The organism is Paracoccus sp. UBA5162, from assembly GCF_002413585.1.
In the GTDB taxonomy this organism is placed as follows: Bacteria; Pseudomonadota; Alphaproteobacteria; order Rhodobacterales; family Rhodobacteraceae; genus Paracoccus.
Window position 1 is genome coordinate 39,496 of record NZ_DHXG01000034.1, and the last position, 18,732, is coordinate 58,227.

The window sequence follows — 18,732 nt, forward strand, 5'->3', positions numbered from 1 at the left end:
CCCCCCGGCCATTGGCGGGTCGTCACGACCGGCAGCGGATCATTTCTGCTGCGGCTCGTACCACGAGGCCAGCCCCTCCTGCAGCCGTGCCGCCGCATCTTCGGGCGTTTCGGTCCCGTTGATGACGTTGGCGCTGGCGTTCCAGGTCTCGTTTTCCAGGTTCGGCGTGCCGCGAGACAGGATCTGATAGGTCGACCGGATCGTGGATTGGCAATTCTCGCGCCAGCCGACGAATTCCCGGGCCAGCGGATCCTGCATCTCGACCGGCGTCGCATTCAGCGAGAAGAAGCCCGGCAGCGCATTGGCATAGAGCGTGGCGAATTCAGGCGAACCGACCCATTCGAGAAAGGTTTTGGCCGCCTCGGGATACCTGGTCTTGGTGTTCATGCCCATGGCGATGTCGGTGTGATCGCTGATATAACAGCCATCGCCCGCGGCCGGCACCGGCGGCGGAAAGGCCCCCATCTCGAACGCGCCTCCGATTTGCGGGGTGAAGACGCCGATCTCCCAGCTTCCCGCAGGATAGATCGCGGCGCGGCCCAGCGTGAACAGGTTCTGGCTGTCGGGATAGGTCTGCGCCTCGAACCCGTCGCCCAGATAATCCTTCCACCTGGCCAATTGCCGGAACGGCTCGACCCAGCCCTCGTCGGTCAGCTTCTGGCCGCCCTCGATCAGCGCCTTGCGGCCCTCTTCGCCCTTCCAGTAGCTGGGACCGATATTCTGATAGCCCATGGTCGCGGCTTCCCACTGATCGGCGGTGCCCATCGCCATCGGGATATAGCTGCCGTCTTCCTTGATCTTGTCCAGAACGGCATAGAATTCATCCACCGTCTCCGGCGGCGTCAGGTCCAGTTCCTCGAAAGCGGTCTTGTTGTAGATGAAACCGTGAATGACCGAGGCCATCGGCACGCAGAAGGTCGAGGCGCCGTCATCCGTCTGCCAGGCCGATTTCGCCACGTCCGAGAAATTCGCCATCGAGGCCAGATCGCTCAGATCCGCCAACTGCCCCTTCTTGAACAATTCCAGCGAGGCGTCGAAGGGGCGGCAGGTGATCAGATCGCCGGCCGAACCCGCATCCAGCTTGGAATTCAGCACCGCGTTGTATTCCGCCGGCGCGCTCGGCGCAAAATTGACCTTGATGCCCGGATTGGCCTCCTCGAAGGCCGGAATGATGGTGTCCTGCCAGATCTGCAGGTCGTCGTTGCGCCAGCTTTCGATGGTCAGCGTCGCGTCCTGCGCCGAGGCGGCGCCGGCCAGCAGGGCGCTGGTCAGCAGCCCGAGGCGAAGCATTCTCGTCATGAAAAATCTCCCTGGTTGAAGGCCGCGTGCGGTCGCGACGCGGCATGTCCGGTCGAATCCGGCTTCTGGTGTTGCATGATGCCAAAGCAATACCAATTGTAAACCCCCTGAATCAATCCGGCTTTGAAATGGGCGGAAACAGCCCGATTCAGTTTCGTCTTTTCATTTGGTATTGCTTTGGTATTCTGCGCAGCGAGGAGGCCCGAATGGCGCTGTTTCTGGGAATCGATGGCGGTGGAACCGGCTGCCGCGCGGCGCTGGCCGATGCGGACGGCACCGTTATCGGGCGTGGAACCGGCGGGCCTGCCAATATCAATACCGATGTTCAGGGCGCGGCGGCCAACATCCTGTCAGCCACGGCCCAGGCGCTGGAGGGCAGCGGCGCGCGGGCCTCGGACCTGATCGCGGCCCTGGGCCTGGCGGGCGGCGCGATGCGGACGGCGGGTGACCGACTGGCGGGCCTTCTGCCCTTCGCCCGGATGCAGATCGTCAACGACGGCATCACCGCCGCGCGCGGCGCCCTTGGATCGCAGGACGGCATCCTTGCCGCGCTTGGCACCGGATCGGTTTTCGCGATCCAGCGCGGCGGCACCATCCGGCAGGTCGGCGGCCGCGGCTTTCTGATGGGCGACGAGGGCAGCGGCGCGGTGCTGGGCCGCTGCCTGCTGGCCGATGCGATGCGCGCCGCCGACGGCTTGCTGCCGATGACGCCGCTGCTGCGCGACATGCTGGACCAGTTCGGCGGCATCGAGGGCATCATCGCCTTCGGCAACACCGCGCGTCCAGCCGATTTCGGTGCGCTGGCGCCGCGCATCGTCACATCCGACGACCCCGCCGCCAGCCGCATCTTCGGCGCGGCCATCGCCCGGATCCGCGAAATCCTGACCACCCTGCAAGCCGGCGACAGCCTGCCCGTCGTCTTCCTGGGCGGGCTGGGGCCGCATTACGCCGCGCGCCTCGGCGACCCCTGGCCGGTCAAGGCAGCCATCGGCAACAGTCTTGACGGCGCGGTGCTGATGGCGCGGCAGATGGCGGGCGCGGCATGAGCGATCTTTTCCAGCCCGGCCAGTTCGATGACGGCGCGGCCGGCCCGCGCTATCTGCAACTGCACCGGCGCATCGCCGAGGCCATCGCCTCGGGCCGCCTGCAACCCGGCGACAGCCTGCCGCCCGAACGCGAGATGGCGGCGATGACCGGCCTCTCGCGCGTCACCATCCGCAAGGGGATCGAGGCGCTGGTCGGCTCGGGCCAACTGATCCAGCGGCGCGGATCGGGCACCATCGTCGCGCCCCGCGTCGAACGGCTGGAACAGGCGCTGTCGCTGCTGACCTCGTTCACCGAGGACATGGCCCGGCGCGGCCGGCAGATCGACAGCCGCTGGCTGGCGCGCGGGCTGCATTCGCCCAGCCCCGAAGAGGTGATGGCGCTTGGCCTTGCCACGGGCGACCGCGTCGCGCGGCTGGAACGGGTGCGGGTTTCGGACGGCGTGCCGCTGGCGGTGGAAATGGCCTCGTTGCCGGCCACGATCCTGCCCGACCCCGAATCGGTCCAGACCTCGCTTTACGCCTTGCTGGAATCGCGCGGGCAGCGCCCGCTGCGCGCGGTCCAGCGCATCTCGGCCGCCAATCTCGGCCGCCGCGACGCCGACCTGCTGGGCGTCGCCCCCGGCGTCGCCGGCCTGCGGATCGAACGCGTGGCCTATCTGGCCTCGGGCGCGGTGGTCGAATTCACCCGCTCGCTCTATCGCGGCGACGCCTATGATTTCGCGGTGGAGCTGAAGATGCATCCCGATAGCGACAGAGCCGAGAGGACCAGCAGATGAGCCAAAGCAACATGGCCCGCGAAGTGGCCGAAATCCCCGATGCGGCCGCCCGCTTTCTGGCGCAATCGCACGAGGCCGTGGTCGCCGCCGCCGATGTCTTGCGCGCCCGCGATCCGGCGGTGATCGCGACCATCGCGCGCGGATCGTCGGATCACGCGGCGACCTATCTGAAATACGCGGTCGAGCTGGTGGCGGGGATACCCGTGGCCTCTGTCGGACCCTCGATCGCCTCGATCTATGGCCGGCCGCTGCGCCTGCCCCGCGGCGCCTGTATCGGCATCTCGCAATCGGGCCGCAGCCCCGACATCGTCGAGATGGTGCAGACGGCCACGGCGGGCGGCGCGCTGTCGATCGCGATCACCAATCACGCTGACAGCCCGATGGCCGCCGCATCGGCCCATTGCCTGCCGCTGGCAGCGGGCGAGGAAAAAAGCGTCGCCGCCACCAAGACCTTCGTCAATTCGGTGCTGGCGGGCCTGTCGCTCTTGGCGGAATGGCAGCGGGACCGCGCCCTGCAAGACGCCATCGCGGCATCGCCCCAGGCTCTGGCGCGGGCGGTGGCGCTGGACTGGTCGCCACTGGTCGACCGGCTGACCGGGGCCAGCCGGTGCTTCGTTCTGGGCCGCGGCCCGGCCATCGCCATCGCCAACGAGGCCGCGCTGAAGTTCAAGGAGGTCGCGGGCATCCACGCCGAAGGCTACAGCGCAGCCGAGGTGCTGCACGGACCCGCTGCCATCGTCCAGCCGCCGTTTCCGATCCTCGCCCTGGGGATCGAGGATGCCGCCCTGCCGCGGCTGGCCGCCACCGCCGAACGGCTGACCGCGCAGGGGGCCGAGGTCTTTCTGACCGGCGCCGATGTGGCGGGCGCTGTGCGCCTGCCCTCGGAACCCGGCCTTCACCCGCTGATCGCGCCGCTGGCGCTGATCGCCAGTTTCTATGCCTTCATCGAGGCGCTGGCATGGCGGCGCGGCTTCGATCCCGACCAGCCCCCGCACCTGCGCAAGGTGACGGAGACGGTCTGATGCGGCAGGTCATCGCGGGCGCTCGCATCTTCGACGGCGCAGGGTTTCTGGACGGCCGGGCGCTGGTGATCGAGGACGGCCGCATTGCCGCGATCCTGCCCGAGGCCAAGGCCGGCGCGGTCACCCATCGCATCGGCGGCATCCTCGCGCCCGGATTCGTCGATCTTCAGGTCAATGGCGGGGGCGGACTGATGGTGGATGGCGGCACGGATCTTGCCGCCCTGCGCGCGATCTGCGCCAGCCACCGCGACCTGGGCTGCGCGGGTATCCTGCCGACGCTGATAACCGACCGCCCCGAGGCCACCGCCGCCGTCATCGCCGCCGGGATCGAGGCCGCGCGCGCCGGGGTTCCCGGCTTTCTGGGTCTGCATCTGGAAGGTCCGCATCTGGACCCGCGCCGCAAGGGCGCCCATGACGCCGCGCTGATCCGGCCGATGCAGGACGACGATCTGGCGCGGTTGTGCGGGGCTGCGCGCGCCCTGCCCGCGCTGATGGTCACGCTGGCGCCCGAAAGCGTCAGCCCGCAACAGGTTGCGGCGCTTTCGGGCGCCGGAGCCATCGTCAGCCTTGGCCACAGCGATTGCGATCTTGACGCGGCCGGTGCCGCCTTTGCCGCGGGCGCGGCGTGCGCCACGCATCTTTTCAACGCGATGAGCCAGCTTGGCCACCGAAGCCCCGGCCTGGTCGGGGCGGTGCTGGCGGGCGATGCCCATGCCGGTCTGATCGCCGATGGCATCCATGTCCACCCCGCCGCGATGCGGGTGGCGCTGGCCGCGCGCGCCGAGGGTCTGTTCCTGGTCACCGACTGCATGGCCTTCGCGGGCACCGACGCTGCCGAAATGCGGCTGGGCGGACGGCGGATCCTGCGCCGGGACGGCCGGCTGACGCTGGAAGACGGCACCCTGGCCGGCGCCGATCTCAGCATGGACCGCGCCATCGCGACGCTGGTCGGACAGGCGGGCGCGGCGCCCGAACGCGCGCTGGCCATGGCCACCTCGATCCCCGCCGATCTGATCCGCGCGGGCGACAGGCTGGGCCGCATCGCCGCCGGGCGCGCCGCCGATCTGGTCCGGCTTGACGCGGCGCTGGCCCTTCGCGCGATCTGGCGCGACGGCGATTTCCACAACCCCCGCCCGGCGTCCGGAAGGACCGCGATCTAGAAAAAGGCCGCGACTGACCAAGCGCCCGCGCCGGCGATCCGCCGCGGCGCGGTCAGCCGCGGCGCCCCGCGGTGCTTTCCCGTGCGCGCAAGGCAAAACCCAAATCCAGGGCGTGACCGCGGGCCGGGCCGGTGCCGCCATGGCGCTGGCGGATCAGGTGCACCGCCATGCGGCCCATGCCATGCCGGTCGGTGGCGATCGAACTCAGCGGCGGCTGGGCGGCAGCCATCATCTCCAGATCGTTGAAACCGCAGATGCCCAGCCTGTCGGGAACCGGCAAATTGCGCCGCATCGCCTCGAACAGCACGCCAAGGGCAAGATCGTCATTGTTGCAAAGAACCGCGTCAGCCTCGGGGTGGCGGGCCAGCAAATCGGCCAGAAGCCGACAGCCGAGGCTGACCGAAGACGGTTCGGGCGTCGTCACCACGCGGTCCGGCCCGTCCCGACCGGCCAGGCGAATACCCTCGCGGAACCCCGCCAGCCGACGCTGGCTGCGCGGATCCATCTGCGCGCCCAGAAAGGCCGGCGCGCGGTAACCGCGATCCAGCAGATGCGCCGTGGCAGCGCGCGCGCCGTCGAAATGCGAAAGGCCCACGGCCAGGTCGATGGGCTGGGGTCCGATCTCCATGATCTGCACGACCGGGCAATTGGCCTCGGCCAGCAGCCGCCGCGCGGCGGGCGATTGCTCGTGCCCGGCAACGATCAGCCCCGAGGGCCGCTGCGACAGAAAGACCCGGATCAGCCGTTCTTCCGCCAGCGGCGAATAGCCGGTCGTGCCCAGCTGCACCGACAGCGTGCTGTCCGCGATTCCGTCATAGATGCCATGCAGAACATCGGAAAACACGTTGTTGGACACCGAGGGGATGAGCACCCCCACCACATCGGTCCGTCCCGAGGCCAGCGCGCGGGCGGCCGGGTCCGGAACATAGCCCAGATCGGCGATGGCGCGCGTGATTCGCTCTCTCGCCTCGGCCGAGACCTTTTCGGGACTGCGCAATGCGCGCGAGACGGTGATAGGGCTGACATTCGCCGCCATCGCCACTTCCGAAAGGGTCGTTTTTCGCGATTTCTCCATCATTTGGCAGATTACGCGGTTCCGTGGCGAAGAAAAGCGTCTTGACGGATGACAGCGCTGTCATGCACGATGGCCGCGAAGAGGGGAGGGCATCGGTCATGCAACAGCGTCCGGTTCTGGTCATGGGCATCTGCGGCGTGGGCAAATCCACCATTGCCGCGGCCATCGCCGAATCCCTGGACGGCCGGTTCATCGAGGCCGACAGCTACCACGATTCCGCCAGCGTCGCGCGGATGCGGGCCGGACTGCCGCTGACCGACGAGATGCGATGGGGCTGGCTGGACCGGCTGGGAGACGCCGTGGTTGCGGCGCAGAAGCGGGCCGTGCTGGCCTGTTCGGCCCTTGGGCGTGCGCATCGCGACCGGCTGCGGGCAAGGACCGGACCGCTGGACATCGTGTTCCTGCACGGCGACCGCGACATCATCGCCGCCCGGATGCAGGCGCGGCGCGACCATTACATGCCGGCAAGCCTGATCGACAGCCAGTTGGCCGCCTTGCAGCCACCTGATACCACGACCGAAAACGCGATCTGGATCGACGTGGCCAATCCGCCCGACCGGATCACCGAAATCGCGGTCGCCGCGCTGGCGGCCGTGACGACTGCCACAGGAGGAGAGAAAGAATGACCAACCTGACCCGCCGGACGCTTCTGGCCGCCACCGCCGTCATGGCCCTGGCCGCGCCCGCCCTTGCCGCCGAATACGAATTCAAGTTCCAGTCCTCGGACCCGGCCGGCAACCCGAATTTCGAGTTGCAGAAGACCTGGGTCGAGGATGTGGCCCAGAAATCGGATGGCAGGATCGCGATCGACCTGCTGCCGGTCGATTCGATCGTCGCCTATAACGAAACCCAGGACGCCATCGCGACCGGGATCATCGACGGCCACGTCACCGACCTCAGCTATTTCGCCGGCAAGGACCCGGCCTTCGGGCTGATGGGCAACCCGGTCGGCGCATGGTCCGATCCGCAGCAGATGCTGGATTTCGTCGCCAATGGCGGCGGCAAGGAGTTGCTGAACGAGATCGAAAACCCCTATGGCCTGCAATTCATCGGCGCCACCACGCCCGGCCTTGAAGCCTTTGTCAGCGCCAAGCCGCTGGACGGCGTGGACGACCTGAAGGGCCTGAAGATGCGCGCGCCCGAAGGGCTGGTGCAAGAGGTCTTTGCCGCGGCCGGGGCGGCCCCGGTGAACCTGCCGGGCTCCGAGGTCTTTACCTCGCTGGACAAGAATGTGATCGACGCCGCCGATTATTCGGTCTTTTCGACCAATCAGGCGCAGGGGCTGAACGACGTGGCGCCGCATCCGGTCTATCCGGGCTTCCATTCGCTGCCCCTGGTCGAAATTTCGATGAACAAGGCCAAGTGGGACGAACTGCCCGAGGATCTTCAGCAGGTGATGACGCAATCTGTCGCGGATTTTGCGCAGCGCCAGATCAAGGCGCTGGCCGAGGCGGACGAAAAGGCCGTCGCCGCCGCCAAGGAAGGCGGGAAGATCATGATTCACGACTGGTCCGACGAAGAACGCGCCAAGTTCCGCAAGATCGCGATGGGCGAGTGGGAAAAGGTGGCCTCGCAATCGCCCGCCGCGCAGAAGGTCTATGACACGCTGACCGCCTATCTGAACGAGAAGGGTCTGGTTCAGCAATAAGCGCCAGGGAGCGGGCGGCCATGCGTCGCCCGGTCCCGCAGCAGCGGAGGGCGAAGATGACCGAGCCGGAAGAGATCGTCCGAGAGGACCATCACGCGATTCCCGAAGCAGGCGCCTTCGGCCGCTGGATCGACCGCGTGGCGATCCTGCCCGCGCTTGGTCTGGTCGCCTCGATGCTGATCCTGATCCAGGAGGTGATCCTGCGCTATGTCTTCAATTCGCCGACCATCTGGGCACATGAGACGACGGTGTTCCTCTGCGCCACGGCCTTCGTCTTCGGCGGCATCCTCTGCGCCTCTCGCGACCGCCATATCCGCGTCGTTCTAATCTACGACATCCTGCCGCCGCGCATCCGGCGGCTGTTCGACATCGTCATCTCGACCGTCTGCGCGCTGTCGGCGGGTGCCTTTGCATGGGCGGCCTGGCAGATGGTCAAGCGCGCGGCATGGCGGCCAGATGGCAGCTTTCGCCTGGAAACCTCGGGCAGCGCGTGGAACCCGCCCTATCCGGGCATCCTGAAGATCCTGCTGATGATCGCGCTGGCCGTGATGGCCGTGCAATTCGTGATCCTCGCCGTGAATTACGCAAGGGCGCGCCGCTGATGGAGATTTTCGGTTCGCTGCAATCGATGGGCATCGAGGCCGGGACGGGCCTGCTGTTCGTGATGCTGCTGGCGCTTCTGGTGACGGGTATTCCGCTGGCCTTCGTGACGCTGCTGGTCACGCTGATCTTCGCGCTTGGCTGGTTCGGCCCGAACGTCGTGCCGCTGATCACCAGCCGGGTCTATTCCTTCGTCTCCAGCTTCGTCTTCGTGTCGGTGCCGATGTTCGTGCTGATGGCCGCGATCCTGGACCGCAGCGGCATCGCGCGCGATCTGTTCGACGCGATGCGCCTGATCGGGGGCCGTATCCGGGGCGGCGTCGCGGTGCAGACGATCTTCGTGGCCGTCATCCTGGCCGCCATGTCCGGCATCATCGGCGGCGAGATCGTGCTTCTGGGCCTGATCGCCCTGCCCCAGATGCTGCGACAGGGCTATGACCGCCGCCTGGCCATCGGCGTGGTCTGCGCCGGCGGCAGCCTGGGCACCATGGTTCCGCCCTCGATCGTGCTGATCATCTACGGGCTGACCGCGAATGTTTCGATCGGGGAATTGTTCACCGCGGCTTTCATCCCCGGCTTCATGCTGGCGCTGTTCTATGTGTCCTATGTGCTGGCCCGCGCCTACCTGACGCCGGGCGCCGTTCCCGATCCGGTCCGCGAACCTGTCCCGCTGGCCGAAAAGCTGCGGCTTCTGAAGGGGCTGTTCCTGCCCATCGTGGTGGTGATCATGGTGCTGGGCTCGATCTATGGCGGCATCGCCTCGGTCACCGAGGCCAGCGCGGTCGGCGTCGCCGGGGTCATGCTGTCCACGATGCTGCGCGGCGAATTCACCTGGTCGCTGCTGCGTGGCGCCGCCATGCAGACGTTGCAGACCGTGGGCATGATCGTCTGGATCGGTATCGGCGCCTCGGCCCTGGTTGGCGTCTTCAACCTGATGGGCGGGATCAAGTTCGTGTCCGAACTGATCACCGGCATCAGCGAGAACCCGACGATCATCATCCTGTTCATGATGGCGATCCTGTTCGTGCTGGGCATGTTCCTGGACTGGGTGGGGATCGCGCTGCTGACGATGCCGATCTTCGTGCCGATCATCAAGACGCTGGGCTTCGATCCGGTCTGGTTCGGGGTGCTGTTCGCGATGAACATGCAGGTCAGCTTCCTGTCGCCGCCCTTCGGGCCGGCCGCCTTCTACCTGAAATCGGTCGTCCCGCCCGACATATCGCTGGGCGAGATCTTTCGCAGCCTGATGCCCTTCATCCTGTTGCAGGTGCTGGCCGTGGCGATGCTGATCCTGTTCCCCGGCATCGCCATGTACTAAGCCGGGGCCGGTTCTCAGCCGCGCCAGTCCGCCGGCAGCAGCAGCGGCATCTGATCGCGCAACTCGGCGATGCTGCACACGCCCAGCAGCGCCATGTCGCGATCGACCTCATCGGCCAGCAGCCGCATCGCGTGGTGCACGCCCTCGACCCCGTGGCTCGCCGCCGCATACAGGAACGGCCGCCCGACCAGCGTGAAATCGGCGCCCAGCATCAACGCCTTCAGCACGTCGGTGCCGCGCCTTATGCCACTGTCGAAGATCACCGCCATGTCGGGCACCGCCGCGCGGATCGCGGGCAACACCTCCAGCGTCGCGACAGAGCCGTCAAGCTGACGTCCGCCATGGTTCGACACGATGATGCCGTCGCACCCGGCCTCGGCGGCCGTCTGCGCATCGGCCGGATGCAGCACGCCCTTGACCAGCAGGCGCCCCTGCCAGCGGTCGCGGATAAAGCGCAGGTCGTCCCAATTCAGCCGGTCCCGCGCGATGGTCGAACGGACCAGATCGCGCGAGAACAGCGGCGGACCCTGCACCGCCTCCATGTTCTCGAAATGCGGCATTCCGCGCGCGGTCATCTCGCGGCCCAGCGTGCCGATGGTCCAGCGCGGATGGGTCAGGCCCTGCCAGATCAGTTGCGGCGTGATGCGAAACGGCGCGTCGAATCCGTTTCGGGCATTGTTTTCGCGGTTTGCCGCGACGGGAACGTCGCCGGTCACGACCAGGGTGTGAAAGCCGGCCTGCGCGACGCGGGCCAGCAATCCCTCGATCCGGGCCCGGTCGCCGGGAATGTAGCACTGAAACCAGCCGCTGCCGCCCTCGGTCGCGACCCGTTCCAGCGGCGTCAGCGTGGCGGCCGAACAGATCGCGAAGCTGCCCGCCTGCCGCGCCGCCCTGGCCAGGGCCACGTCGCCATCATAGGCGGCCAGCGAACTGAATCCCATCGGCGCGACGGCAAAGGGCACGGCATGATCCTGACCGAACAGGGCCAGCCGCTGCGACCGGACCGACACGTCGCGCAGGATGCGCGGCTGCAGGGCGATCCGGTCGAAGGCGGCGCGGTTCGCGCGCAGCGTCACCTCGGCCTCGACCCCGCCGCTGACATAGCCGAAGACCGAGCGCGGCAGGCGACGCCTTGCCAGCGGTTCGAAATCATGCAGCGACAGAACCTGCCGCAGGTGGCGCGGCGCGGTCGCCGCCTTGCGCCGCACGATCGCGACCGAACCCGTATCCTGATCCGCCATGCCACCCCCGCCGATCCACCGGCCCCGCTTACCAGACCCCGCGCCTCTGTGACCAGAGCCATGATCCTTGCGAACGGCAAGCCTTGCGGTTCAGCCAGGCGTGCGCCTGCGCCCAATCCGCGTCCGGCAGCGCCCCGGCGCCGGCGCCGGCACACTGTCGGAACGGCAGGGCGCCGCCCCCGTTGCGCCGGTTCACATCGTGACCGGTTTCACGTTCCAGATATCGGCCATGTAGCCACGGATGGTCCGGTCTGACGAGAAAAAGCCCGACCGGGCGATGTTCAGACAGGCCATGCGATCCCATTCCGCCTGGTCGCGATAGGCCGCGTCCACCCGGCGCTGCGCCGCGAAATATTCCTCGAAATCGGATGCCACGAGGAAGGGATCGTCGTTCCAGGTCCGGTCCAGCAGCGCGAAATAGGAATCCGCCCGCCCGCCCGAGAACCGGCCCTCGGCCACCAACTGCAGGGCAGCTTTCAGATCCTCGCTGGCCTCGATGGCGCGGCGGGCATGGCCGGGGCGAGCGACCTCGGCCGCCGCTTCCTCGGCGGTCAGGCCGAACAGGAAGAAATTCTCGGCCCCGACCTTTTCGCGGATCTCGACATTCGCACCGTCCAGCGTGCCGATGGTCAGCGCCCCGTTCATGGTGAATTTCATGTTGCCGGTCCCCGAGGCCTCCTTGCCCGCGGTCGAGATCTGTTCGGACAGGTCGGCGGCTGGGATCAGGTCCTCGGCCATCGAGACGTTGTAATTCGGCGGATAGGCGATCTGCAACAGATCGCGCGTGACCGGGTCGTCATTGATCGTGGAGGCCACGTCGTTGATCAGGTGAATGATCGTCTTGGCCAGCCAATAGCCCGGAGCGGCCTTGCCGCCGAAGATCTTGACGCGCGGCGTCCAGTCGCCGTTGGGGTTGTCATGGATGCGCCGCCACAGCGCGATCGCTTCCAGGATGTTCAGCAATTGCCGCTTGTATTCGTGCATCCGCTTGATCTGCACGTCGAAGATCGCGTCCGCGTCGGCCTTCACGCCCAGATCGGCCAGCAGCCCTTGGGCCAGCCAGACCTTGTTGGCGCGCTTGGCCTTGCGCAGGCGTTCCAGGACAGCCGGATCGCCGGCATGGGGTTCCAGCCCGGCCAGCTGGTCCAGATCGCCGGTCCAGCCCTCGCCGATCGTGTCGTCCAGCAGCCGCGCCAGGGCCGGGTTGGCCATGCGCAGCCAGCGGCGGGGGGTGACGCCGTTCGTCTGGTTCACGATCCGCCCCGGATGCAGCTTGTTCAGATCGGCGAAGACAGTGTCCTTGACCAGGTCGGTATGCAGGGCCGAGACGCCGTTCACCTTGCCGGCCATGATGAAGGCCAGTTCGCCCATCCGCACCTCGTCGTGATCGACGATGGCCACCCGGTCGGGCCGGCCGCTGGATGTGCGGTGATCGTCGTCGATCATCTGGATGATCTGCATGTGACGCGGCAGGACCCGGCCCATCAGCCAGGTGGACCAGCGTTCCAGCGCCTCGGGCAGCAGGGTGTGGTTGGTATAGTTCAGCACCCCGCGCGCCAGATCGCGGGCGGTGGTGAAATCCATCCCGTGATCGTCCATCAGCAGCCGCATCAGTTCCGGTCCGGCAATGGCGGGATGGGTATCGTTCAGCTGGATCGCCACCTTGTCGGGCAGTTGCGACAGATCGTCATGTTCGGCCAGAAAGCGGCGCAGGATGTCCTGAAGCGCGGCCGAGGTCAGGAAATATTCCTGTTTCAGCCTCAATTCCTTGCCCGATTCCGTGCCGTCATCGGGATAGAGCACGCGGCTGATCGTGCGGGCCAGGGCCTCGGGTTCGGCCGCCGCGGTGTGATCGCCGGCGTTGAAGCGGCGCAGGTCCAGCAGCGTGGTCGGATGCGCCCCCCACAGCCGCAGCGTGTTGGCCCAGCCGCCCTGCCAGCCGACCACCGGCATGTCATAGGCCCGCGCGATCACGCTTTCGCCCGGATGCCAGACCGCGCGGCCATCCAGATCCTCGACATGGCCCTTGAAGCCGATCGTGAAGCTGTAATCGAGGCGCACGAATTCCCACGGATGGGGCTGGTTCAGCCAATCCTCGGGCGTCTCGACCTGTTGCCCCGCCTCGAACCGCTGGCGGAACAGGCCGTGTTCGTAGCGGATGCCATAGCCGAAAGCCGGCACCGACAGCGAGGACAGCGATTCCATGAAACAGGCCGCAAGCCGTCCCAGACCGCCATTGCCAAGGGCCGCGTCGGGTTCGTCGTCAAGGATTTCCTGCTTGTCGAGGTTCAGCATCGTCAGTGCCTCGTCCATCCGCTGGTCGAGACCCAGATTGACGATCGCATCGCCCAGGATCCGGCCGATCAGGAATTCCATCGACAGGTAATAGACCCGCTTGGCGCCCTGGTCGCGCGCCCCGCGCAGCGCCGCCATCCACGGCGTCACGATCAGGTCGCGGATGGTATAGCTGACGGCAAGGCGCCAGTCGAAGGTCGAGGCGAACTCCTCGCCCCGGCCCTGGGTATGGGTCAGGTGATGCAGGATCCGGTCACGAAGGTCTTGCGCAGAGGGAAGCTGGGTCACGTCGGGCCTCATCCTGGGTAGGCGCGGATCACGGGTCCGCGTGCCGCGCGGTTGCGGCAGCGGCGGGCGATCGGGTCAGGCGGCGATTCCCGCAACCGGACCGCGAGAACGTGTTGCCAGCTTTCGATGGCCTTGAAAAGAGCGCGCGACCCGCCGCAGGCCAGCCATGATCAGCCCGCCGCGGTCCGGGGCGGCGCCAGAACGAAGGCCGCGACACTGTTTTCGGCGATGGTTTCCACGCCGCCGGCCTGTTCGTCCGGCTCGTCGTCGCGGGCGCTGTCCAGCCGCCGCCGCCAGGGCCCGTCGCCATTGGTGTCGGGCAGGCGCACACTTGTCTGGGGACCGGCATTGAAGACCACGAAGACCGCCCCCGGCAAGGCCGCGTAATCCGGTGTCCCCGAGGCCATCCGCATCTCGGCCGCCAGCAGGCGCAATTCAGGGTCGGCCCAGTCTTCACTGGTCATCGGCTGGCCGTCGGCGCGGTGCCAGAACAGGTCGGGCAGGCCGTCCTGTTCGCGCGGCTGGCTGTGCAGGAAGCGCCGCTGCCGCAGGATCGGCTGGGCCTTGCGGAAGGCGATGGCGCGGCGGCAGAAATCCAGAAAATCCGGGTCCGATCGGGACCAGTCCACCCAGCCGATCTCGTTGTCCTGGCAATAGGCGTTGTTGTTTCCGCCCTGCGAATTTCCCAGCTCGTCGCCCGCCAGGATCATCGGTGTGCCCTGCGACAAAAGCAGCGTCGCCATCAGGTTGCGCCGCCGCCTTGCGCGGCATTCGGCCACGGCGGGATCATCCGAGGGCCCCTCGACCCCGCAATTGCCCGACAGGTTGTGGTCGTGGCCGTCGCGGTTTTCCTCGCCATTGGCTTCGTTGTGCTTGTGCTCGTAGCTGACCGTATCCATCAGCGTGAAGCCGTCATGGGCGGCGACGAAGTTGACGGTCGAGGTTGCGGGCCGGCCGTCATGGTCGAACCGCGCGGCTGATCCGGCCACGCGCTTGGCCAGCTTTCCCACCAGACCCGCATCGCCGCGCCAGAAGCCGCGCACCTGGTCGCGAAACCGGTCGTTCCATTCCGCGAAGGGCTCGGGATAGGCGCCCAGTTGATAGCCGCCGGGCCCGATATCCCAGGGCTCGGCGATCAGCTTGACGCGATTCAGCACCGGATCCTGACGCACCGCGCGAAAGAATGGTCCGTCGCGGTCGAAGACGCCCTGCGTGCGCCCCAGAACCGAACACAGATCGAAACGGAATCCGTCGACATGCATCGTCTCGACCCAGTAGCGCAGCGAATCCATCACCAGTCGCAGCACGAAGGGATTGTCCAGATCCAGCACGTTTCCGGTGCCAGCATCGTTGACGTAATAGCGCCGATCCTCGCCCAGCCGGTAGTAAGAGGCGTTGTCGAGCCCGCGAAAGGACAAGGTCGGCCCCATCCGGTTGCCCTCGGCGGTGTGGTTGTAGACCACGTCCAGGATCACCTCGATGCCGGCCTTGTGGAACCGCGCGACCATCTGCTGAAATTCGGCGATGTCGCCGCCCGACATGTAGCGCGGCTCGGGCGCGAAGAAGCCATAGGACATGTAGCCCCAGTAATTCGTCAGCCCCTTGTCGGTCAGGAAACGGTCATCGGCAAAGGCGTGGACCGGCAGCAATTCGATCGCGGTGACGCCAAGCGCGTTCAGGTGATCGAGAATCGGATCCGAGGCCATGGCCAGGAACGTCCCGCGGGCCGGAATGTCCTTGCGTCCGGCGGTCAGACCCTTCACATGCGCCTCGTAGATCACGGTCTCGGTCCAGGGCGTCCGCAGCGGACGGTCCTTGCCCCACGAAAAGCTGGGATCGACGACGACGCATTTGGGCATGTACTGGGCGCTGTCGCGGCGATCGAAGCTGAGATCCTCGTCGGCGTGGCCGGCGCGATAGCCGAACAGCGCGTCATGATTGCGCGGGCTGCCGGTCAGGCGCTTGGCATAGGGGTCGATCAGCAGCTTGTTGGGATTGAACCGGTGGCCCTGATGCGGGTCATAGGGGCCATGGACACGAAAGCCATAGCGTTGCCCCGGCCGCAGCCCGGCCACATAGCCGTGCCAGACATGGCCATCGCGTTCGGGCAGGTCGATCCGCCCGGTCTCGCGGTTGCGCTCGTCGAACAGGCACAATGTCACGCGCGCGCCATGCTGCGAGAACAGGGCGAAATTCACGCCCGCGCCGTCGAACGTGGCCCCCAGCGGCGTCGGGCGGCCGGCCTTCATCGCAATCGGATTTTTCATCTGGTCGTCGTCAGCCCGGCATAGAGGTCGGCATAGGCCTGCGCGGATTGATCCCAGCCGACAGGTTGCGCCATCGCATTCGCCTGGATTCGGGACCATGTTTGCGGGGTCTTGTAAAGGGTGCACAGGCGCGACAGCGCGTTCCGCAGCGTTGCGGCATCGACCGGGCTGAACTGGATGCCTGTTGCCACACCACGTGCCAGTGCGGCGGGCGAGGCGTTGATGACGGTATCGGCCAGCCCGCCGGTCAGCGCGACCAGTGGCACGGTGCCGTAGCGCAGCCCGTAAAGCTGGGTCAGGCCGCAAGGCTCGAAGCGCGACGGGACCAGGATCGCATCGCCCCCCGCGATCATCCGGTGGGACAGTGCCTCGTCATAGCCGATGCGGACGGCGATGTGATCGGCCAGGGCGGCCGCGCGGAAGGCGTTTTCAAGCTGCGGATCGCCCGAACCCAGCACCGCCAGTTGCCCGCCCTCGTCTATCAGCGCAGGCAGCGCCTCCAGCAGCAGATCCAGCCCCTTCTGCTGGGTCATGCGCGAGATGATGACGCAAAGCGGGCCATCGGCATCGGGCAGGCCGAACTCGGCCCGCAGGGCGGCCTTGTTGGCGGCCTTGCCACGCGGACGCCTGTAATTGGTGATCGCGGGATCGGTGGCCGGATCCCAGGCCGATTCGTCGATGCCGTTCAGGATACCGGTCAGTGCCGCGCGCCGGTGGCGCATCACGCCGTCCAGTCCCATGCCGAATTCCGGGGTCATCAATTCCTGGGCATAGGTGGGTGATACGGTCGTCAGCGCATCCGCCCCGACCAGCCCGGCCTTCAGCGCCGAAATCATCCCCCAATATTCATAGCCATCGCTGTGAAACCGCGCCGGATCCAGCCGCAGCGCGTGAAGCCGGCCGGGATCGGCATTGCCGGTGAAGGCGATGTTGTGGATGGTCAGCACGCTGCGCACGTCCGAAGCCGGCATCTGCCGCAGATATTCGGTCACGAACCCGGCCTGCCAGTCGTGGCCATGGACGATCTGCGGCCGCCATTCCGCCGCGCCATCGGCCGCGATCCGCGCGCCAACCCACGACAGCGCGGCAAAGCGTTCGGGATTGTCGGGCCAGTCGCGCCCGTCCGGGCCCAGATAGGGATTGCCCGGCCGCGCATAAAGATGGGGCGCGTCGATGACCAGCAGATCCAGCCCCGCAGCGCGACCGGCCAGCAGCGTGGCGGGGCCGCCGAAAAGGTCGTCGAAGGTCTGGACGGCCGCGCCATCCTTCAGCGCCCCGATCACCGCCGGATAACCCGGCAGCAGCGTCCGCATCCGCACGTCCCGGGCGGCCAGCGCGGCGGGCAGCGCGCCCGCCACATCCGCCAGCCCGCCGGTCTTGACCAGCGGCGCGCATTCCGAGGCGACCGACAGCACCCGCATCAAAGAGAGGCCGCCCGCCTGTCCAGCATGTCCTGCGTGATCAGCGTGACGCCGCCCTCGCTGACGCGAAACCATTTCGCGTCCTCGCGCGAATCCTCGCCCACGACAAGGCCCTCGGGGATGACCACGCCGGCATCCACCACCGCCTTGGTCAGCCGCGCGCGGCGATGGACGGTCACATAGGGCAGCGCCACGACGTGATCCAGCGAGGCATAGGAATTGGTATGGACCTGGGTGAACAGCAGCGAATTGCGGATCTCGGTGCCCGAGATGACGCATCCGCCCGATACCATCGACGACACCGCGATCCCGCGCCGATCCTTTTCGTCATGGATGAACTTGGCGGGCGGCACGCTTTCGGAATAGGTCCAGATCGGCCATTCGGTGTCCCAGAGGTTCAGCTCGGGGGTGAAATTCGTCAGGTCGATATTGGCCTGCCAGAAGGCGTCGACGGTGCCCACATCCTTCCAGTAGGCCGGCGCGCCCGGCGCGCGCACACAGGAATCGTCGAACCGATGCGCCATCGCCTTGCCGTTCTTCACGATGTCGGGGATCAGATCATTGCCGAAATCATGGCTGGAATCCGGATCCTCGGCATCCTTTGTCAGCAGGTCGCGCAGGAAATCCCATCTGAAGACGTAAATCCCCATCGAGGCCAGCGCCTTGTCGGGATCGTCGGGCGTGCCCGGCGGGTCGGCGGGCTTTTCGAGAAACGAGGTGATGCGCCCGGCCGTGTCCACCGCCATCACGCCGAAGGCCGTGGCCTCCATCCGCGGAACGGTCAGGCAGCCGATGGTGACGTCCGCACCGCTTTCGACATGTTCGCGCAGCATGACCTCGTAATCCATCTTGTAGATGTGATCGCCGGCCAGGATGACGATGTAGTCGACATCATAACTGTCCACGATGTCGATGTTCTGCGTGACCGCATCGGCGGTGCCGCGATACCAATGTTCCTCGGACAGGCGCTGGCTGGCGGGCAGGATGTCCATGAATTCGTTGCGTTCGGCGCGAAAGAAGTTCCAGCCGCGCTGGACGTGGCGGATCAGGCTGTGGGCCTTGTATTGCGTGGCCACGGCGATCTTGCGAATGCCGGAATTCATCGCGTTCGACAGCGCGAAATCGATGATCCGGGTCTTGCCGCCGAAATAGACGGCGGGCTTCACGCGCCGGTCGGTCAGTTCCTTAAGCCGGCTTCCACGCCCCCCGGCCAGCACGAAGGCCATCGCGCGGCGGTTCAGTCTTTTCGTCTCTGCCATCTTCGAAACTCCCCTCC

General features: G+C 66.9%; 15 protein-coding genes. 8 read left to right on the top strand and 7 right to left on the bottom strand.

The genetic code is table 11. The features are described 5' to 3' along the window. Positions 1–39: 39 nt before the first annotated feature. Positions 40–1,299: an ABC transporter substrate-binding protein gene (locus B4A72_RS04655; RefSeq protein ID WP_292953923.1), complete on the bottom strand. Its 1,260-nt coding sequence runs from the start codon at positions 1,297–1,299 to the stop codon at positions 40–42. A gap of 206 nt (positions 1,300–1,505) precedes the next feature. On the opposite strand from B4A72_RS04655, the gene B4A72_RS04660 reads away from it, so the two are divergent. Genes B4A72_RS04660 through nagA form a run of 4 tightly spaced genes read left to right on the top strand, consistent with a single transcriptional unit; the run spans position 1,506 to position 5,303 of the window. After that, positions 1,506–2,345, top strand: coding sequence for a BadF/BadG/BcrA/BcrD ATPase family protein (locus B4A72_RS04660; RefSeq protein WP_292953920.1), 840 nt, complete (start codon positions 1,506–1,508; stop codon positions 2,343–2,345). Next, complete coding sequence (locus B4A72_RS04665; protein ID WP_292953917.1) at positions 2,342–3,121, top strand: GntR family transcriptional regulator; 780 nt, start codon at positions 2,342–2,344, stop codon at positions 3,119–3,121. The genes B4A72_RS04660 and B4A72_RS04665 overlap by 4 nt, the downstream gene beginning before the upstream one ends. Then, positions 3,118–4,143, top strand: coding sequence for an SIS domain-containing protein (locus B4A72_RS04670; RefSeq protein WP_292953914.1), 1,026 nt, complete (start codon positions 3,118–3,120; stop codon positions 4,141–4,143). The genes B4A72_RS04665 and B4A72_RS04670 overlap by 4 nt, the downstream gene beginning before the upstream one ends. Then, positions 4,143–5,303, top strand: a complete 1,161-nt coding sequence (gene nagA, locus B4A72_RS04675; protein WP_292953911.1) for an N-acetylglucosamine-6-phosphate deacetylase — start codon at positions 4,143–4,145, stop codon at positions 5,301–5,303. Before B4A72_RS04670 ends, nagA begins: the two co-directional genes overlap by 1 nt. A 52-nt stretch (positions 5,304–5,355) precedes the next feature. On the opposite strand, the gene B4A72_RS04680 is transcribed toward nagA, so the two are convergent. Beyond that, positions 5,356–6,378: a LacI family DNA-binding transcriptional regulator gene (locus B4A72_RS04680; RefSeq protein WP_292978163.1), complete on the bottom strand. Its 1,023-nt coding sequence runs from the start codon at positions 6,376–6,378 to the stop codon at positions 5,356–5,358. A 98-nt stretch (positions 6,379–6,476) separates the two neighbouring features. Here B4A72_RS04680 and B4A72_RS04685 point away from each other — a divergent pair, with 98 nt between their 5' ends. From B4A72_RS04685 to B4A72_RS04700, 4 genes are read left to right on the top strand one after another with little or no spacing between them, the layout of a single operon-like run. Continuing rightward, positions 6,477–7,004 (top strand): gluconokinase, encoded by a 528-nt coding sequence (locus tag B4A72_RS04685; RefSeq protein WP_292953906.1) that lies wholly within the window; start codon positions 6,477–6,479, stop codon positions 7,002–7,004. Next, entirely contained in the window at positions 7,001–8,026 is a 1,026-nt protein-coding gene (locus B4A72_RS04690; RefSeq protein ID WP_292953903.1) for a TRAP transporter substrate-binding protein, read from the top strand. Before B4A72_RS04685 ends, B4A72_RS04690 begins: the two co-directional genes overlap by 4 nt. 56 nt (positions 8,027–8,082) lie before the next feature. Further along, entirely contained in the window at positions 8,083–8,628 is a 546-nt protein-coding gene (locus B4A72_RS04695) for a TRAP transporter small permease subunit (protein WP_292953900.1), read from the top strand. Beyond that, positions 8,628–9,944 carry a TRAP transporter large permease gene (locus B4A72_RS04700; protein WP_292953897.1) on the top strand — a complete coding sequence of 439 codons (1,317 nt, stop codon included), beginning with the start codon at positions 8,628–8,630 and terminating at the stop codon, positions 9,942–9,944. Before B4A72_RS04695 ends, B4A72_RS04700 begins: the two co-directional genes overlap by 1 nt. A gap of 14 nt (positions 9,945–9,958) precedes the next feature. On the opposite strand, the gene B4A72_RS04705 is transcribed toward B4A72_RS04700, so the two are convergent. The 5 genes from B4A72_RS04705 to glgC all read right to left on the bottom strand — a co-directional run bounded on the left by B4A72_RS04705 (position 9,959) and on the right by glgC (position 18,715). Continuing rightward, positions 9,959–11,185, bottom strand: a complete 1,227-nt coding sequence (locus B4A72_RS04705; protein ID WP_292978164.1) for an alpha-hydroxy acid oxidase — start codon at positions 11,183–11,185, stop codon at positions 9,959–9,961. A gap of 192 nt (positions 11,186–11,377) precedes the next feature. Further along, the gene (locus B4A72_RS04710) at positions 11,378–13,780 is read right to left on the bottom strand and encodes a glycogen/starch/alpha-glucan phosphorylase (RefSeq protein ID WP_292953891.1); all 2,403 of its coding nucleotides are present in this window, start codon (positions 13,778–13,780) and stop codon (positions 11,378–11,380) included. Between the two features lie 158 nt (positions 13,781–13,938). Further along, complete coding sequence (gene glgX, locus B4A72_RS04715; protein WP_292953888.1) at positions 13,939–16,035, bottom strand: glycogen debranching protein GlgX; 2,097 nt, start codon at positions 16,033–16,035, stop codon at positions 13,939–13,941. Then, positions 16,032–17,459: a glycogen synthase GlgA gene (gene glgA / locus B4A72_RS04720; protein ID WP_292953885.1), complete on the bottom strand. Its 1,428-nt coding sequence runs from the start codon at positions 17,457–17,459 to the stop codon at positions 16,032–16,034. Before glgA ends, glgX begins: the two co-directional genes overlap by 4 nt. Next, on the bottom strand, positions 17,456–18,715 hold the full coding sequence (glgC, locus tag B4A72_RS04725; RefSeq protein ID WP_292953882.1) for a glucose-1-phosphate adenylyltransferase: 1,260 nt from the start codon (positions 18,713–18,715) through the stop codon (positions 17,456–17,458). Before glgC ends, glgA begins: the two co-directional genes overlap by 4 nt. Positions 18,716–18,732: the final 17 nt, after the last annotated feature.

Coding starts and splice junctions, on each gene's coding strand:
- B4A72_RS04655 (WP_292953923.1), bottom strand. CDS start 1,299: ATGACGAGAATGCTTCGCCTCGGGCTGCTGACCAGCGCCCTGCTGGCC.
- B4A72_RS04660 (WP_292953920.1), top strand. CDS start 1,506: ATGGCGCTGTTTCTGGGAATCGATGGCGGTGGAACCGGCTGCCGCGCG.
- B4A72_RS04665 (WP_292953917.1), top strand. CDS start 2,342: ATGAGCGATCTTTTCCAGCCCGGCCAGTTCGATGACGGCGCGGCCGGC.
- B4A72_RS04670 (WP_292953914.1), top strand. CDS start 3,118: ATGAGCCAAAGCAACATGGCCCGCGAAGTGGCCGAAATCCCCGATGCG.
- nagA (WP_292953911.1), top strand. CDS start 4,143: ATGCGGCAGGTCATCGCGGGCGCTCGCATCTTCGACGGCGCAGGGTTT.
- B4A72_RS04680 (WP_292978163.1), bottom strand. CDS start 6,378: ATGGAGAAATCGCGAAAAACGACCCTTTCGGAAGTGGCGATGGCGGCG.
- B4A72_RS04685 (WP_292953906.1), top strand. CDS start 6,477: ATGCAACAGCGTCCGGTTCTGGTCATGGGCATCTGCGGCGTGGGCAAA.
- B4A72_RS04690 (WP_292953903.1), top strand. CDS start 7,001: ATGACCAACCTGACCCGCCGGACGCTTCTGGCCGCCACCGCCGTCATG.
- B4A72_RS04695 (WP_292953900.1), top strand. CDS start 8,083: ATGACCGAGCCGGAAGAGATCGTCCGAGAGGACCATCACGCGATTCCC.
- B4A72_RS04700 (WP_292953897.1), top strand. CDS start 8,628: ATGGAGATTTTCGGTTCGCTGCAATCGATGGGCATCGAGGCCGGGACG.
- B4A72_RS04705 (WP_292978164.1), bottom strand. CDS start 11,185: ATGGCGGATCAGGATACGGGTTCGGTCGCGATCGTGCGGCGCAAGGCG.
- B4A72_RS04710 (WP_292953891.1), bottom strand. CDS start 13,780: ATGAGGCCCGACGTGACCCAGCTTCCCTCTGCGCAAGACCTTCGTGAC.
- glgX (WP_292953888.1), bottom strand. CDS start 16,035: ATGAAAAATCCGATTGCGATGAAGGCCGGCCGCCCGACGCCGCTGGGG.
- glgC (WP_292953882.1), bottom strand. CDS start 18,715: ATGGCAGAGACGAAAAGACTGAACCGCCGCGCGATGGCCTTCGTGCTG.